This is a genomic window from Myxococcales bacterium (genome assembly GCA_022563535.1).
In the GTDB taxonomy this organism is placed as follows: domain Bacteria; phylum Myxococcota_A; class UBA9160; order UBA9160; family UBA4427; genus DUBZ01.
Genome location: JADFNE010000009.1, coordinates 36,647 through 53,326, shown reverse-complemented (window position 1 = coordinate 53,326; position 16,680 = coordinate 36,647). Strand labels below are relative to the sequence as shown.

Here is a 16,680-nt window from a genome sequence, read left to right as displayed (position 1 = left end):
GTCGCGTCCAGCGCAAACCGGACAAACCGGTTTACCGCGACATCGCTTTCCGCAGAGCGCGTTCGTAAAGGTCTTCTATCGCCTTTTCTTCCTCTGGGGTAAGGCGTACAAACTGAACTCCCATCCCGAGTGCTTCGGTCTCCAGGTCGGGACCCATGTTGTGCCAGGCCACCTCTCCCGGGACATCCACCACGTCACCCGTCTCCTCGATTCGCATCTGAACCCGTATCTTGGTGCCCAACGGCAGCGGGCTCTGGGTCGAGATGAACAGCCCGCCGCGCGAGACATTGGTCATCAGGGATTCTCGAATCTCGCCATAGGATTCAAATCCAACCCGCAACCGGGTCGGAACCCGGACCGAGTCTTCCCGGCGATCATCTGAACTTTCGTGACCCTCCTGCTTGAACTGACGGTCAAGGATGCGCTTGAGCTGTACCCAGCGCTGCCAGTCGGAAACCGTGATTCCTTCTTCGCTGGCTCTGCGCCGCTCGAGCAGCATGTACTCGCGAAAAGTCGCGGGAAGATTCGGGAGCATAGATTTCTCCGCGTAGGGCTTCCGTCAAGAAACCCCCGTCACGAATTCATCGGAATACACTGAGTTGGAATTGACGGTAATTACACCCGAATCTGCAGGTAAGACAGAAAACTCCCGAGTTTTCTTCCGTATTTAACTCCCAGTGCAGCTGGGGCACACCACCTTCCCCAACCCGCCGCCTTGTGAGATCGTCATGAAGGCATTTTCCCGGGGGGCAATTGCTGTGTTACAGACCGCGCAGCTCACGGCTTGATTGAGCACAATGGGCTGCCAGCCCAGGACATCGCCGGCCTTGTCAGCGGCTGCCGCTTTGCCTCGATTCGCGTCCGACGGCGCGTGGCCGGCTTCCACGGCCTCGTCGCGTCGAAGCTCCTCTTCGACATCCGCTCGTGTGCTCCGGTGGCCGTGGCGGCTCCTGCGCGCATCTCGCCACTGCCTCCTGGCCGCCCGCTGCTGATTGCGAATGCGTTCGCGTACACCTTCCGCTTCGTCAATCACGTCTTCGAAGAAGTCGCCTACGTCGTCCGAGACGTTCTCGACCGCGGTAAAGACCTCTTCGAGGACATTGCGCACCAGGTTCGACACGGGGACTCGCAGATCCTCCGCCAGTCGCCTGATGTCCTGCGAGAGTTGTTCAGAGATTCTGGTGTGGAGCACACGCTCCTTGCGCCGACTTCGGTGGCGGGAGCCACATGAACTCGAGCGTCTCTCTGATGTATTGCCTGAAGCATTGCCCGATGAATTGGGTTCGCAGTTTCGCATGTCGTGCACCTCGCAAGCCCAGGCGCGTTCCGGTTTGTTCGCAACCTAATGTATCACGATGTGACACATGTCAAGTCACGCCGGCATGATTGCCTGGGCTGAGGATCAGAAAAGCAAATTTTAGAGCGAATCTAGAGGTACGTGAGCCAGCGCTCGTACTGGGGCAGCTTGCCGGAGACCAGATCGAAGAACCTCGCCTGGAGCTTCTCGGTGACGGGACCGCGCTTTCCCTCACCTATGACCCGATGATCGAGTTCGCGAATCGGCGTGACTTCGGCCGCGGTTCCGGTCAGGAAAATTTCGTCTGCGATGTAGAGATCGTCTCGGGTGATGCTCCGCTCCACCACTTCGATTCCCTCGGCACGGGCCAGTTCGATCAGCGTTTCTCGGGTGATTCCGTCGAGCACGCTGTGCAGGGGAGGCGTTGCAATCACGCCGTCGCGCACAATGAAGACGTTCTCTCCCGTGGCTTCGCTGACCAGACCCTGAGGATCGAGCATGATGGCTTCGTCGTAGCCGTCCTGCAGGGCTTCGCGTTTGGCGAGGATTGAGTTGACATAGTCACCGCATGTCTTGCCGTTGGTCATCTTCGAGTTGACATAGTGCCGACTGAACGTCGAGATCTTTGCGGAGATGCCGCGTGCCATCCCCTCTTCGCCGAGATATTTCCCCCATGCCCAGGAGATGATCGCGACCCGAATCGGGTTGTCCCCCGGGTGCAGGCCCATCGCGCCGTCCCCGATGAAGACCAGCGGCCGAATGTATCCCGCTGTCAGGTGATTGCGGCGCAGAGATTCGAGCACGGCCTCATGCAAAACGCCCTGATCAAATGGCACTTCGAGCAAGTTGATCTTGGCCGAGTCGTAGAGGCGGCGCAGATGCTCGGGTAAGCGAAACACCGCCGAGCGCCCATCATCGGTCCTGTAGCAGCGAATGCCCTCGAATACGCCGAGCCCGTAGTGGAGCGTGTGCGTGAGAATGTGAATGTTGGCGTCGGACCAATTGATGAACTCGCCGTCCATCCAGATCGTCTCGCCGCTGACGCCACCTTGGGGCTTGCTGGCCATTTCCGCTCCCTGTCCGTTCCGGTCCACGCAACCGGCAGCCGCCGGAGCGCTCGAAAGACCGCAGAAACTAACAGATTGGCGGGTTCAGCGGCGCAGGATGCGCTTGAACAGCCCCCGGCTCTTTTCTCGACGCAAATTGATCAGCCGCAGCTCCCGCATCGCTTCCATACAGTTGGGCTGGATCTGGACGGCGCGAGAAAACATTCTCTCCGCCGGCGCGACCTTCCCCATGACCTTGTAGAGACGTCCCAGGAACAGAAACGGCTTCTCTCGATCGCCCGCGAGCCGCGCGCCCCGTTTCACATGTTCGATCGCCTCTTCGACCATGATCGACGAGTCCGGGTTGCACAAATAGAGACACCAACCGTAGTAGGCGTGATACTCGCCGTCTTCCGGGTTCAGCTCGAGGGATTTTCCGAACTGCATCAGCGCCTCTTCGTGGGCGCGCCGCTGAATCATCCCAATTCCGCTCTGAAAGGCGGTCTCGGCGGCGAGTGCGCGCTGGCCGGATTCATCGTCCCGGTTTTGCCCCTGGCCAATCTGCAACTCGAGGATGTAGCGCTGGCGGCGCGTTCGGTCCCGCAGAGTCTCGAAAGCCTCGTTGACCCGCTCGTATACTTCGGATGCGAGTTCGCGGATCGCCAGACTTTTGGTCTGGAATCGATCGGGATGGGCGCGTCGAGCGAGATCCGCGTAGGCCTGATTGAGCGCGGGCTCGGTGCACGACTGTGCAACGCCCAACATTTCGAAGTAGTTCTTGTTGCGAAGGTTCTGGGCGAGTTCGGCCAGCTCCGCTCGAATCGCGGTCTCGTTCCGGGGCCTTGCCTTCCGCTCGAACGGGGCTTTCGCTCTGTCCTCATCGTCGGCATCCCTGGGCGATTCGTTCTGCTGAAGCTCGAACATGCCGGTGACGAGCAAACCGAAGAGAGCCCGCCGCATGCCCTCGCTCGCAGCAGCGTATTTTTCCACAGGGTTCAGTCCATCGAGCTGCGAAACCAGGGCAGCTTCATCTTCTTCGAGGTCGATTTCCTGAAAGCGGTAAAACGGGCTCGCGGCCGGGGACAGATAGCGACCGCGATGGGTCGACAGAAACTTGTCAATCGCGGCGATTGGATAGTGGTAGCGCACACCCTCGAGAATCACGTTGGCCGTGCTGCTGTCCAGCGCGAGGGCATTGGCACGCTTGATCTTGCCTCGAACCTCCAGCTCGAAGGTTCCATTCTTCCATTCGAAAATCTCGAAGAGTTTTTGGCGCGCTTGTTCGCACAACGCACTCGCAAGCGTTTCCTCGTCCACCAATTCCATGGCGATCAAGATTTCGCCCTGCAGACCTTCTCCCCGCTTCATGCGATCGAGTGATTGTTGATGTTGCTCCTCGTTCAAGATGCCGCTGCGAACCAGGGTGTTGCCGAGGCATTCGTGGATCAGGTTGGACTTGATTGCGATCGGGACACCTTCGCGCAATTCGATCGCCTTGCGCTTGCGACCGCTGGCCAACATCAACACCCCGGTCGCACGCAGGCCGTGCAGTTGGTGTAGTAACCGCGGAAAGGGAAGCTCGGAAAAACTGCCGGTCATGGGCTTGGTCGCGCGAGCACCCGTCTTGGCCCGGCCCTTGGATCGTTTCGCGGCGACCGGGCTTGCGGACGGCGGACACGATGGTTTGAGCAGACGACTCACCTGGTCCAACAACTCATCGAGGGGGACCGGCTTGGCGAGCAGGAGTTCAACCCCGAGTGAATCTGCCCGTTCCTGGTAGTGGGGCGTAATCGTGGAGTCGCTGAGCAAGATGATAGGGGAGGGGGTCAATCCAGCTTCCGCCTGCCGACGGATGTCTTCAGCTACTTCGAAGCCGTCGCGCTTGGACAGGGAAACGTCGGAGATCACCAGGTCGGGCTGATCTTTGCGCCATGTCGAAAGCGCCCGAACACCGTCGTGGACGATCAGAACCCGGTAGTCGGCTCCCTCCAACGCCTTCTCGAAGATCCGGGCCAGATCTCGATTATCCAGGGCGCACAGCACCGTCCTGCGGGACACCATCTGCTTCCTCTTCTTCGGACGAGCCTATCGTCGCAATACGCAATAAATTGCCTACAAATTAGGCAGTTGCACGCGCTTGATATGTGGGATTGTCACCCCTATTCGGTTCCGAAGAAGTAAAACTTTGTGACGGCGGTCACATTCTTGATCGCGCCACACACTCGCCGGGGGGCGGGTCAGATGGCCAGGGCAGCCAGGGAAGCCGAATACGGGGGGCGATGGATGCCCCGTTCGGTGACGATGGCGGTCACCAACTCCGCCGGGGTGATGTCGAACGCCGGGTGGCGCACCGGTACGCCCTTCGGCACGAGCGTGCGACCCGCAAGTTCGGCGACTTCAGCTCGTCCGCGCTCTTCAATTGGAATCGCAGCTCCGTCCGGCGTCGCCAGGTCCACGGTGTTGACCGGCGCGGCAACGTAAAAGGGAATCTGGTGAGCCTTCGCCAGGACCGCCACCGCGTAGGTTCCAATCTTGTTCGCCACATCTCCATTGGCGGCGATGCGGTCGGCGCCCACGACAACCAGGTCGATCTTGCCCTGTTGCATGAGATACCCCGACATGCTGTCGGTGATGACCGTGACGGGAACATGATCGCGCTGCAGTTCCCAGGCGGTGAGGCGCGCGCCCTGCAAGTACGGGCGGGTTTCGTCGGCGATCACACTCACGTTGCGACCGGCCTCGACCGCCGCACGCACGAGTCCGAGCGCAGTTCCGTAACCCGCAGTGGCGAGGGCTCCGGCATTGCAATGGGTGAGGATTCTGCTGCCGGGGGGAACCAACTCGAGTCCCGCGCTTCCGATCGCGCGACACGTCCTGATGTCGTCGTCATGGATGAATTGGGCTTCCTGAATCAACGCCGCCCGGATGCGTTCGACATCCTGCTCGCCGCGATCGGCGGTACTTTCGGCGGCGCTCGACTTCCAGACTTCGCTCATTCTTCCCAGCGCCCAGAACAAGTTCACGGCAGTTGGGCGGGTGCGGGCGAGGCGCTCGCTGGCGCGCTCTAGATCATCTACCAGGGCATCGACGCGGGTGGCTTCACTCGTGACCGCGGCCCGGGCAATCCCCATCGCCGCCGCACAACCGATCGCCGGCGCCCCGCGAATCACCAGGTTTTCGATCGCCTGCGCGATTTCTTCGAGACTGCGAAGGGTCAGATAGACCTCTTCTTCTGGGAGTTGGCGCTGATCGAGCATCAACACCGCGTCGTCACTCCAACGCAATGTAAACCAACTCTGTGTCTCAACCGTCATCGGATCTCCGAGGGAACTGCGACTGGATGGCACGCGATTCGGGAAGTTTACTCTTGGGCTCGAAATTAAAAAAGTTGTGCCTAATTTTGTAGTTCTCGTTCGAGAATGCTCTTGACCTCTGCAGGGCTCGCCTTGCCCTTGGTGGCCTTCATGACCTGGCCCATCAAGAAGTTCAACACCTTGGCGTCGCCTTCGCGATACGAAGCCACTGAATCGGGATTGTTGGAGATCACTTCCGTTACCAGTCCTTCGATCAATCCGGTGTCCTGCACCGCTTCGAGACCGCGCTCCCGCATGATCGCCTCGGGGTCTCCCCCCGACTCTGCAAGCTCGACAAAGATTTCTCGGCCGCTTGTGACTGTGAGCCGACCCGAATCGACCAGACTCACCAGCGCCGCGAGGTGTTGGGGCGTCAAAGTGAGATCTTCGATGTCGAGAGTCTTCTCCCGAAGGAACTGCAGCACATCGCGCATGATCCAGTTCGCCACGGTTTTGGGTTGATTGAAAATCGCGATCGTGTCCTCAAAGAACTGCGCGAGGGCAATCGAAGCAATCAGGGTGGTGGCGTCCGCTCGCGAGAGTCCGTGATCGCGTTCGAAGCGGTCCCGTTTCGCGTCTGGAAGCTCGGGCATGGTTTTGCGCACGGCTTCAATTTCTTCCTCGGAGATCAAGAGCGGGATCAAATCTGGATCGTCGAAGTAACGGTAATCGTCCGCGTTTTCTTTCAAGCGCATCACGGCGGTTCGACCGGTCCCTGGATCGAACGACATGGTGGCCTGAACCACTTGTTCACCGTCGTCGAGCAACTCTGCCTGTCGTTCAATCTCGGCTTCGATTGCGGCTTCGACGTACGCAAACGAGTTGAGATTCTTGGTCTCGGTTCGCGTGCCGAACTCTTTGCCCGGTCTGCGCAGCGAAACGTTTGCGTCGCAGCGAAATTGCCCCTTTTCCATGTCAGCGTCCGAAACACCGATGTAGCGCAGGATCGCGCGGAGTTTCTTCAGGTACGCGCTGGCGTCTGCAGCCGACCGCAGGTCGGGCTCGGAGACGATTTCGAGCAGCGGGACCCCCGCGCGATTGAGATCCACCAGAGTCTCGGTGCCGGCCAGCGCCGAGTCGTGGATCGATTTGCCCGCGTCTTCTTCGAGGTGAGCACGGGTAATGCCGATGCGCTTCTTTTGCACCGCACCCCGCTTGCCGCCGGGTTCCGGAACTTCGATTTCGAGCCAACCGCCACTCACCGTGGGCTCGTCGTATTGAGAAATTTGATAGCCCTTTGGAAGATCGGGATAGAAGTAGTTCTTGCGCGAGAACACCGAACGGTGGTTGATCGTGCTGTTGGTGGCCAACCCCAGGCGAATCGCGAGGTTGATGACAGCGCGATTGAGCACCGGGAGCACCCCGGGTAGCGCGAGATCGATCGGGTGGGTGTTGACGTTGGGTTCGTCTCCGTAGCGAACCGGCGCCGGGCTGAAGAGTTTGGACTGGGTTCGCAGATGCGTGTGCACCTCGAGACCGATCACGACTTCGTATCCCCGGTAGAGGTTGTCGCTCATGCGAAATCCTTCGGTCGCGCCAGGTGATAATCGGTTCGACGCTGGAAACCGTCTGCAACCCTCAGCAGGGTCTGTTCGTCGAGCACACGTCCGAGCAGTTGTAGACCGACAGGCATCCCGGCTTTGGCGCCGCAGGGAACCGAGATCCCCGGAATCCCGGCGAGATTGGCCGAAACCGTATAGATGTCGGATAGAAACATGCCAACCGGATCATGGCTCTTCGCGCCAAGGGGAAACGCGATCTCTGGACTGGTCGGAGTGGCGATCACGTCGCATTGCGAAAACGCGGCGTCGAAGTCATCGCGCAACAGTGTTCTCACTTGCTGCGCCTTTTTGTAGTAGGCGTCGAAGTAGCCAGCAGAGAGCACATATGTGCCAAGCATGATGCGGCGCTTGACTTCAGCTCCGAAGCCTTCAGAGCGCGAGCGTTCGTACATTTCATTGAGTTCGGTCACGCCCTCGGCCCTGCGGCCGTAGCGTGCACCGTCGAAGCGCGCGAGGTTGCTCGACGCTTCCGCGGTTGCGATCAGGTAGTAGGCCGACACCCCGTAGCGCGTGTGGGGAAGCGTGACTTCGACGACCTTCGCCCCGGCGGCCTCGAGTTCGGCGACTCCGCTGCGAACGCAGTCGAGAACCCCGGGATCGCCGCCCGAGGTTTCGAAGTACTCCTTCGGCAGTCCGACCGTGAGCCCCGCGAGTTCACCGGTGAGCCCGGCGCTGTAATCGGGCACGGGTTCGGGAATCGATGTCGAGTCTCTGGCGTCGTGTCCGGCGATGATCTGCAGCAACAGCGCAGCGTCCGCCGCAGATCGTGTAAAGCAGCCAATTTGATCCAGGCTGGAGGCAAATGCCACGAGCCCCCAACGCGATACGCGTCCATACGTCGGCTTGATGCCGGTGACACCACAAAAACCGGCGGGCTGGCGAATCGATCCGCCGGTATCGCTGCCGAGCGCCCCCGCCACAATGCCACTGGCCACGGCTGCTGCCGAACCTCCCGAAGAACCTCCGCAGGTTCGCTCGAGGTCCCACGGGTTTCGCGCGGGACCGTAGATCGAATTTTCCGTCGACGATCCCATGGCGAACTCGTCCATGTTCGTGCGGCCGAGCAAGATGGCGCCCGCAGCTTGAAGACGTTCGACGACCGTCGAGTCGAACGGGGAGACATATCCCTCGAGAATGCGCGAGGCGCAGGTCGTGAGTTCGCCCCGCTGAACCATGTTGTCCTTCAGCAAAATTGGCAGGCCATCGAGGGGCGAACGCAACTCGCCGGCAATTCGGCGCGCGTCGGATTCGCCAGCTTCCCGTCGCGCCGCATCGGCCCGCAGTGCGACTACGGCAGACAACCGGGCATCGAACCTTTCGCTTCGTTCGATGGCTGAATCGACGAGTTCGAGGGAGGAGCAACTTCCCTGGGCGAGCAAGTCGCGCTGTTCGGCGAGGCCGGCGCTTGCGGGGTCCATCAGACCGCTTCTCCGTCGAGGACCTTGGGCACTGAGAAGGCAGTTCCAGCGGCAACCGGGGCGTTCGATACGGCCAACTCGGGATCCATACCGCCGACGGCTTCGTCGTTTCGCAGGGGCGTTTCGAGGGCGATCGCATGGGCGGTGGGCGTGATCCCGTCGGTATCGAGTTCTTCGAGGGTTGCGACGTATTCGAGAACGCGGTCCAGATCCGCAGTCATCTGTGCAACTTCGTCGGTGTCGAGAGAAAGCCGGGCCAGTTTGGCGATGTACTGGATCGTATCGGCGTCAATTCGGGACATGGCGAGCAGGCTAGCCCGCATTCAGCGACAAGTCTCAGGCGGAGCAGCGCGGGGCGACAGATTGGAGAGCGCTCGCGTATGGCGCCATTGCGGTGAATACCGGCGAAGGATAGGCTCGGCCCGAAATGACAAGCAAATCCGACGTTTTCAAGGGTCTCTCCAAAGACATTCAGCGCGCGATCGCCGAGCTGGGTTGGACCGAACCGATGCCTGTTCAGGAAAAGGCCATCCCGCTCATGCAATCGGGCGGCGACCTGATCGTGAAGGCGTTCACCGGCAGCGGCAAGACGGGCGCTTTCGCAGTTCCGATCTGCGAGGCCATCGACACTGAATCAAAGGCCACCCAGGCGCTGATCATGCTCCCCACCCGCGAGCTCGCCATCCAGGTCGCTCAAGATACGGCGGCGATCGGCAAGTACCGCGGAGTGCGTTGCCTCGCCATCTACGGCGGTGTCGGATACGGACCGCAAAACGAGGGGTTGCAGGCGGGAGCACACATCATCGTGGGAACGCCCGGGCGTATCCTCGATCATCTCGGCAATGGGCGGATCGACTTTTCCGAGCTTCAGGTGCTGATCCTCGACGAAGCCGACGAAATGCTGTCCCTAGGCTTTTGGCCGGACATGAGGGAAATTGCCTCGCATCTGCCGGAAAACAGAAAAACCCATCTCTTCTCCGCGACCATTCCAGAGAAGGTGAGGTCGCTTTCCCGCTTCTTCCAAAACGATGCCGAGTTCCTGGCCCTCGAGGGAGAAGATCTCTCCCCCCAGCAGATCGAGCACATTTACTATGTCTGCACCGCTTCCAACAAAGAAGCCACGTTGCTGCGCATTATCGAATACGAGGACCCCGAGAGTGCAATCATCTTCTGCAACACCAAGGCGGACGTCCGCTACGTCACCAGCTACCTGCAAAGGCGCAACATCGACGCCGATCAGATTTCCGGCGACCTGACTCAGGTGGCCAGAGAAGCGGCGATCAACAGCATCAAGAGGGGCGAACTGCGTTTTCTCATCGCCACTGACGTCGCTGCCCGGGGCATCGACATCAGCAATCTCTCTCATGTGATCAGTTATTCAGCATCCGATTCTCCCGAAGTCTACGTTCACCGAACCGGCCGCACTGGACGCGCAGGCAAGAGTGGCGTGGCGATCTCTCTGGTCTCGGGGCTCGACATCGGCAACTTCAAGCACATGCAGAACGTGAACAAGATCAAGATTACCGAGCGCAAGGTTCCGAGCGAAAAAGACATGCGCGATCGAATTGCCGAGCGCTTGAAGGTCAAGGTCGAGCACGAGATGCGCGCGCTCCCGGCCGAAGTGGTCACCGATCAAATCGATCGTCTCATTCCCGTCGTCGAAACTCTGGCGGACAGCCACGAGGGTCGGCGAGATCTTGCGGGCATCCTCGCTGCATATCTGGCGGATCACCGACCCGAAACGACGGTGACTGAACCCAAAGCAAGCGAGCAGGGCGACGAAGCCGGAGCGAACGCAGACTCACGCGAACAGCGCAATGGCTCCCGGGGCGGCGGGCGCGGGCGCTCGGGTTCAGGCGGCGGGCGCGGGCGTTCCGGTGGTGGCGGCGGTCGCGGACGAAAACCCGGAGGTGGCCGCGGTAGACGCCCACGTTGAGTTCGCCGACCCGCGACGACCCAAACGGAATGTCCCGGGATTCAAAGGCGAAGCGTTCCGATCACGTCATTCGCCGGGGTTACGGTTCATACTGGTTCTTCGCGGCCATCGCGGTCGGTATGGCCTTGCGACTCTTCTTCACCTTCTCGACATCCGGGACTCTCGATGTCGACATCTGGCACCTCCACACCATCGCACTCGCAAAGCAGGGCCTGATTTCTTACTACCAGGGTGGGGCGTTGATTTTCAATCACCCGCCACCCGCGGCGTGGCTGGTCGCGACGCTTGCCAATATTGCAGACGCGACGGGCATTTCCTTCGCGGCCCTCCTGAGACTTCCCTTTTCATTGTTCGATCTCGCGAGTGTGTGGTTGATCCTTCGCCTGCTCGCCGGAACTCCTCATGCGCGATGGGTCGCCGCGGCCTACTGGCTGCACCCGCTGGCCATCATCTACTCCTCGTATCATGGCAACACCGACAGCTCCATCGCGTTTTTTCTTCTCGCGACGACTCTGCTGGTATCGAGGAACCAGGGCCTGTGGGCAGGGGCAGCTCTTGGACTCTGCCTCTGGTTCAAGATCCCCGGCATTCTCGCCGCCCCCGTCTTTTTCTTTGCCTTGCCGGACCTGCGGGAACGTTTGCGATTCTGTCTCGCGGGTGGCGCCGTTGCATTGATCGGATACGGACCCGCCCTGTTGATGAACGCCCAGGCGGTAATCGATGCGGTGCTCCTCTATCCCGGACTTCGCATCCACACGGGCAGCGGCATCACGACCTGGGGACTCCTCAATCTCTATCCCGACGTCGGGTCACTTCCAGCAGCCCTGCGTCTCCCGTTCGTCGACTTCACCCAGGCCTCGCTCGACTACAACAGCGCAATCTGCATCGCGCCGATCGTTTTGTTGGGCTGGTTGCGGCGAAACGAGCGCAAACCCGTTGCCCTGGCAACGAGCGTGGCGGCTAGCTTCGCACTCTTCTACGGACTCACGAATTTTTGGGCGTTTCAGTATCTCGCCTGGTCGATTCCGTTCTGGCTGCTTTCCAGCAGATGGTTGGCGGTTTCTGCATCGCTGTTCGCGACCGTCTATATCTACGGTGCCTATGCGTGGCTTTGCGGTGACGCATTTCTGTTGGGGACATGGGACTTCGTTGGCAAACCCGACTGGCCGGGCTGGCTGATCGCGGCGCGCAACACCGCAAACTTGTTTTTTCTCGCCACGGGGTTGGTTTTCACGCTTCAGGCGCTCAACGCAGAGCGACAGCGCTACCGGCGGGACGCTGGGCAAAGCTCTCCGGGCTAACAGGGCTGCTAGACCGCGATCTCGATCGCCTTTCCGGCGCTTTCGACATCACCGATCGATCGAATCGTAAGCTTGCGGCGAATCGGCTCGAGCCACACCGCCAGTTGATCCACCGATTCTCCAATGGCGGACAACGCGGCGAGATCAATTTGCTGGTGATCGCGAAGATGGGAGCGGAGTTCTTCGTCCACTTCCGGCGGTGCTCCGTCTAGTGCGAAGTCGGCATCTATTTCGGCGATCGTGCAATCGACCCCCTCTACTTCAATCCGCGCCAGATGCCCCGCAGCATCCGCGATCATCAAGCTGACGTTTCCCGACCGGGGTCGCTTGCGACACCAGTCCAGGCAACCTTCTATATCTTCGAAACGCTGGAGGCACTCTTGCACCAGGAGAACTGCATGAGGAGCATTGCGAGCGTTCACCGCTCCGGCGGTGACCCCTCCACCATAGGATTCGCTGCGCGGTGCGATCGCGACTGCGACGCCGGACTCGTTGATGCCCGCGACTGCCGTCGCGAGCCACGGCAAGGTAATCTCAGCCGAAGCAAAGCCCACTTCTGGCCGACTTCTGCGAAGTATCCACGGACTGGTGTCAAAAGAAGCTCCGGACAGCGTCCGCACGATCACGGGGCCGTTTTTTGCGTTTTCCATTCGCCGCACCCCCAGTGCGACCGCCTCCGCGACGAGTTCGTCGTCGGGTGCAGCCCCGCCGGTGCTCGTGTTGAAGAGCTCCATCAGTGAGGAAAACGAAACGTCCGCATTGCGCGCGATTCCGGCCATGCGCTCGGCCAGATGCGTGTAGTGTCGAATCACTTCGCGACCGGCACCGCGGCCCAGATCGGAACCCGAGGTCAACGCGCGCAGGGTTGGCCAGCGACTGCGCCCGATCTTGCCGCCCGCCGCCACGACGCGCTGCTGAATCAGTGCTCGATGTGCGAGCCCCTGGCAGTGGCCCATCGCGCGGGGATCACCCACGCATTCGATGAATGGATCCATGGTTGACTACTCGGCGCGTCAGCGCGAACTGCCCGTTGGGCCCAGGCGATCGCGATCAAGTCGGTCGCGATCAAGTCGGTCGCGATTGTTGAGGACTTCGTTTAGCGAGCCCGTGCGATAGCCCTCGAGATCGAGCGCGATGAAACGAAAACCCAAGCTCTTGATGGCCTTTGCCATGGCGGCGGCCATCGCTGGATCGAGCGCCTTGGGAAGTTCCTCTGGCGACACTTCAATGCGTGCCAGGTTGCCGTGATGGCGCAATCGTATTTGGCGAAAGCCGAGCGCGCGAAGGCGATCTTCGCCCTGTTCTACCTGGCTGAGTCGCTCGGTCGTGACCCGGGTGCCGTAGGGTAAGCGCGACGCCAGACAAGCGGATGCGGGCAGTTCGGCCGTCGGCAAGCCGGCGTTGCGCGACAGCGCACGAATCTCTTCCTTGCCGAGGCCTGCGTCGAGGAGCGGTGCCAGTACCTGGTGTTCGCGCGCAGCTTCGTGACCCGGGCGAAAGTCTCCGGTGTCGTCGCAATTGATCCCATAGGCGACGGTATTGAAATCGAGCTCGCCCATCAGTTCGTCAATCCGGTCGAATAGTTCCGTCTTGCAGTGGTAACAGCGATCGGGGCGGTTGACGCGATATGCTTCGTTCTCCATTTCATGGGCTTCGATGAAGCGATGGGGAATGTCGAAATCAGCGACGATTTTCTCCGCCATCTCGCGCTGCACCTTGGGATAGGACGGAGACAGCGCCGTCACCGCGAGACATTTATCGCCCAGGCTCTGCTTGGCCGCGTAGGCGAGGTAGCTCGAATCGACTCCACCCGAAAATGCCACCGCGAGCCCGCCGGTTTTCCTCAGCAGCTCCAAGAGAACCGCCTCTTTGCGCCTCAGTTCGGGCGGGAGCGTTTGCGGCGATTCGGCGGAGGGGAGGGCCATCGGGCCAAGGTACGAGGCTTTCCGTATGGGGTCAAGCAAGCCCGAAATCAGGCAACTCGCGAAAATTGGAGATATCATGACGGCCAACCAGGGGGTCGAGATGAGCAAGTTGCGGGTGGGATTGCTTTTTGGGGGGAGGTCCGTCGAACACCAGGTCTCCATCCGTTCGGCGACATCGATTCTCGCAGCCCTCGACACCAAGCGATACGACATCACCCTGATTGGCGTCGACCCGGCAGGACGCTGGCACGCGGCGCCCGCCGGAACCCTGCCCGGAGCGCTGCTCGCAGAAGGAGCACGGGCACTGCCTGACAGCGATACCCGGGAAGTGATGCTCCCCGCCACGCCCGAGGGCGCAACGCTAATTTCCGCGGACGGCAGCGAATCACTACTCGGCGCCGACCTCGACGTGGTCATTCCGATCATCCACGGGCGAGGTGGCGAGGACGGTACGCTCCAGGGCTTGTTGCAGCTGGCCGGCGTAGCCTATGTGGGTTCCGGGGTATTGAGTTCCGCCATACAGATGGACAAAGACGTCGCCAAGCGCCTGTTGCAAGCCGACGGCCTGCCCGTCGTGCCATGGATCACCTTCAAGGGTAACGATCTGCTGCCCGAACAGATCTCCGAAACCGCGCGGATCGGCCTCGAGCAGCTGGGTGCGCCACTCTTCGTCAAGCCAGCCAATTCGGGTTCGTCTGTCGGCATCCGACGAGCGGAGGACATCAACACCCTGGTTGCGGCCATCGAAGATGCTCGCCGCTACGACACCAAAGTATTGCTCGAACAGGCGGTGGACGCGCGCGAGCTCGAGGTCGCGGTGATGGGCAACGACACACCCCAGGCTTCTCTGGCCGGCGAAATCCGACCCAAGGGTGGGTTCTACGACTATGAAGCCAAATACGTCGACGACGCTACCGAGCTGATCATTCCAGCGGATTTGACCCAGACCGAGAGCGACGCAATCCGCGAACTTGCGGTGCGCGCCTACAAGACACTCGACGCGGCGGGCCTGGCGAGGGTCGATTTCCTGATGCGCCGCGACGACGGCACAATCTTCATCAACGAACTCAACAGCCTGCCGGGCTTCACCCAGATCTCAATGTACCCCCGGCTTTGGGAAGCCACCGGGCTCAGCTACACGGATCTGCTCGATCGCCTGATCGAACTCGCCCTCGAACGCCACGAGCAGGACGCTGCGCTGATAACCCACTACGAGGGCTAGCAGCCCGTTGAAAAACCCTGCGGTCGCCAGGCACGGCCCTTCAACGGGCTGCTGGCCTCCTCAATCATCCCCACCCGGCGCATTTTTTTTGGTTCGCGGCTCGATCATGTAGCCGAGCGCCCGCAACTGATGCAGGCGCATTTCCGACAACTCGACGTCCTCGGTTTCAACCGGGTCGTCGGGAGTCCGAGCGAGAAATGCCTGAATCTCGGCCTTGAGTTCGGAGAAGAGATCCGGCTTCTCCTGGGCGAGATTGTTTCTTTCCAACGGGTCGACGGAGTGATCGTAGAGCCATTCCTGGCCGTCGATCTTGTTGCGCAAGATGGCGCGGTAGTCGCCCTTGATCATGGAAACGAGCGGGTCTGAATCGACTCCCACCTTGCCCCAGGAGAGATCGAGTTGAGCGTAGAGGGTGCGATTCGCGAGAGCCTGGGCGTCTGGGCCAGGAGGATCGCTGCTCCCCGCCGCCAACATCAACGGCAGCAGCGATTTTCCGTCCGCGCGCCCCAGGGGCGGAAGGTCCAGCAGATCGAGGATCGTGGGCCAGATATCGACGTTCGCAACCTGCGGCTCGACGACGATCCCTCCCGGAATTTTGAAGGGCGGGATGATCAACAGGGGAACACCCTGCACCTCGCGGAAGAGTGTGCGCGCGTGTCCTTCCTGGCCGTGCTCCCAGAACGCCTCACCGTGGTCGGACATGATCACGATCAAGGTCTTGTCGACCAGGTTGTGATCCTGCAATGCGTCGACAAGCATGCCGACGTTGCGATCCACCCAGTGGATGGACGAGTCGTAGAAGTCACTGACGCTGGTTCCATAGATCGGTGAGGTATCGGCGTAGGCAAACTGGTGTACGTCCATATAGTGGACGTAGAGGAACCATCGGTCCTGCTTGTACGCATCAAAAAATCCGAAGGCCGCCTCGGTGGCGTCATAGTCGCTTCCGTTCAAATTGCGGGCAGAAGGATTCCCCTTTTGCATGTCTCCGCGACGGACCGGATGAGGACGAACGTAGAGATCGAACCCCTGATTGAAGCCAAAATTTGCTGCCACCCATCCGTTGCGCCAGATGCCACCGGTGATGATTCCGCCGTCGTGAAGGATTTCGGTGGGCATCTCGGCATCGTCGGTCATCGACTGGAAGTAGCGCTGAATGCCGGTGTATTGCGGGTACATTGCCTGCCACATGGAAGCCATCGAAGCCTTGGTCCAGCTCGACTGACTCTCAACGGATGCGAAGCGGATCCCGCCTGCGGCCAGATCGGCCATGATCGGACTTGTCTGCCGGTGGTAGCCGTAGGCGTTCATGCGGTCGGCCCGCAGCGTGTCGATCACGATGAAGAGGACGTTGAGATCGTCGCGCGCTCCGAGTTCGAGCAGAGCTTCCACCGGCCTTTCGGGACGATCGCGGGGAAGATTCACCTCGATCTGGCTCGCGATGGCGGCGACGATGAGAAGGCCTGCCCCGGCGAAGTAGATCCAGGCTGAATCGGAGAACGTGCGGTTTGCCATCGCTTTTGAGGCTCGCTTCTACTCTTTGCGTCTTTGCGCTTGTTGCGCTTGTTGCGCTTGCTCGTCTGGCCAGCGAGGCAGGTTCTCGCGAGCCCGAGTGGTCGT

The 16,680-nt window shown here is 60.6% G+C and carries 14 protein-coding genes; 3 read left to right on the top strand and 11 right to left on the bottom strand.

Annotation, left to right across the window (positions count from 1 at the left end; translation table 11 throughout):
* Positions 1-31: 31 nt before the first annotated feature.
* From IH881_04740 to gatC, 8 genes are all read right to left on the bottom strand, one after another.
* Positions 32-535, bottom strand: a complete 504-nt coding sequence (locus IH881_04740) for a TIGR02266 family protein (protein MCH7866980.1) — start codon at positions 533-535, stop codon at positions 32-34.
* A 132-nt stretch (positions 536-667) separates the two neighbouring features.
* Positions 668-1,192 carry a hypothetical protein gene (locus IH881_04735; GenBank protein ID MCH7866979.1) on the bottom strand — a complete coding sequence of 175 codons (525 nt, stop codon included), beginning with the start codon at positions 1,190-1,192 and terminating at the stop codon, positions 668-670.
* Between the two features lie 236 nt (positions 1,193-1,428).
* Positions 1,429-2,364: a branched-chain amino acid transaminase gene (locus tag IH881_04730; protein MCH7866978.1), complete on the bottom strand. Its 936-nt coding sequence runs from the start codon at positions 2,362-2,364 to the stop codon at positions 1,429-1,431.
* Positions 2,365-2,448: 84 nt separating this feature from the next.
* Entirely contained in the window at positions 2,449-4,404 is a 1,956-nt protein-coding gene (locus IH881_04725) for a response regulator (GenBank protein MCH7866977.1), read from the bottom strand.
* A 176-nt stretch (positions 4,405-4,580) separates the two neighbouring features.
* The gene (gene mtnA, locus IH881_04720; protein MCH7866976.1) at positions 4,581-5,657 is read right to left on the bottom strand and encodes an S-methyl-5-thioribose-1-phosphate isomerase; all 1,077 of its coding nucleotides are present in this window, start codon (positions 5,655-5,657) and stop codon (positions 4,581-4,583) included.
* Between the two features lie 80 nt (positions 5,658-5,737).
* Positions 5,738-7,213, bottom strand: a complete 1,476-nt coding sequence (gatB, locus tag IH881_04715) for an Asp-tRNA(Asn)/Glu-tRNA(Gln) amidotransferase subunit GatB (protein ID MCH7866975.1) — start codon at positions 7,211-7,213, stop codon at positions 5,738-5,740.
* Positions 7,210-8,676 carry an Asp-tRNA(Asn)/Glu-tRNA(Gln) amidotransferase subunit GatA gene (gene gatA / locus IH881_04710; GenBank protein MCH7866974.1) on the bottom strand — a complete coding sequence of 489 codons (1,467 nt, stop codon included), beginning with the start codon at positions 8,674-8,676 and terminating at the stop codon, positions 7,210-7,212. The genes gatB and gatA overlap by 4 nt, the downstream gene beginning before the upstream one ends.
* Positions 8,676-8,999 (bottom strand): Asp-tRNA(Asn)/Glu-tRNA(Gln) amidotransferase subunit GatC, encoded by a 324-nt coding sequence (gatC, locus tag IH881_04705; protein MCH7866973.1) that lies wholly within the window; start codon positions 8,997-8,999, stop codon positions 8,676-8,678. The genes gatA and gatC overlap by 1 nt, the downstream gene beginning before the upstream one ends.
* 104 nt (positions 9,000-9,103) lie before the next feature.
* Between gatC and IH881_04700 the strand changes: the two genes are divergently transcribed.
* Both IH881_04700 and IH881_04695 read left to right on the top strand, forming a co-directional pair.
* Positions 9,104-10,612 carry a DEAD/DEAH box helicase gene (locus IH881_04700; protein MCH7866972.1) on the top strand — a complete coding sequence of 503 codons (1,509 nt, stop codon included), beginning with the start codon at positions 9,104-9,106 and terminating at the stop codon, positions 10,610-10,612.
* Positions 10,609-11,913 carry a DUF2029 domain-containing protein gene (locus tag IH881_04695; GenBank protein ID MCH7866971.1) on the top strand — a complete coding sequence of 435 codons (1,305 nt, stop codon included), beginning with the start codon at positions 10,609-10,611 and terminating at the stop codon, positions 11,911-11,913. Before IH881_04700 ends, IH881_04695 begins: the two co-directional genes overlap by 4 nt.
* Before the next feature lie 8 nt (positions 11,914-11,921).
* Here the strand turns inward: IH881_04695 and IH881_04690 are convergent, their stop codons facing one another.
* Together IH881_04690 and larE are read right to left on the bottom strand one after the other, a co-directional pair.
* Positions 11,922-12,908 (bottom strand): hypothetical protein, encoded by a 987-nt coding sequence (locus IH881_04690; GenBank protein MCH7866970.1) that lies wholly within the window; start codon positions 12,906-12,908, stop codon positions 11,922-11,924.
* Between the two features lie 18 nt (positions 12,909-12,926).
* Complete coding sequence (gene larE, locus IH881_04685) at positions 12,927-13,838, bottom strand: ATP-dependent sacrificial sulfur transferase LarE (GenBank protein MCH7866969.1); 912 nt, start codon at positions 13,836-13,838, stop codon at positions 12,927-12,929.
* Between the two features lie 100 nt (positions 13,839-13,938).
* Between larE and IH881_04680 the strand changes: the two genes are divergently transcribed.
* Positions 13,939-15,060, top strand: coding sequence for a D-alanine--D-alanine ligase (locus IH881_04680; GenBank protein MCH7866968.1), 1,122 nt, complete (start codon positions 13,939-13,941; stop codon positions 15,058-15,060).
* Between the two features lie 60 nt (positions 15,061-15,120).
* Here IH881_04680 and IH881_04675 read toward each other — a convergent pair whose 3' ends face one another.
* A complete protein-coding gene (locus tag IH881_04675; protein ID MCH7866967.1) occupies positions 15,121-16,575 on the bottom strand; it encodes a sulfatase in 1,455 nt (484 codons plus the stop codon).
* Between the last annotated feature and the right edge of the window lie 105 nt (positions 16,576-16,680).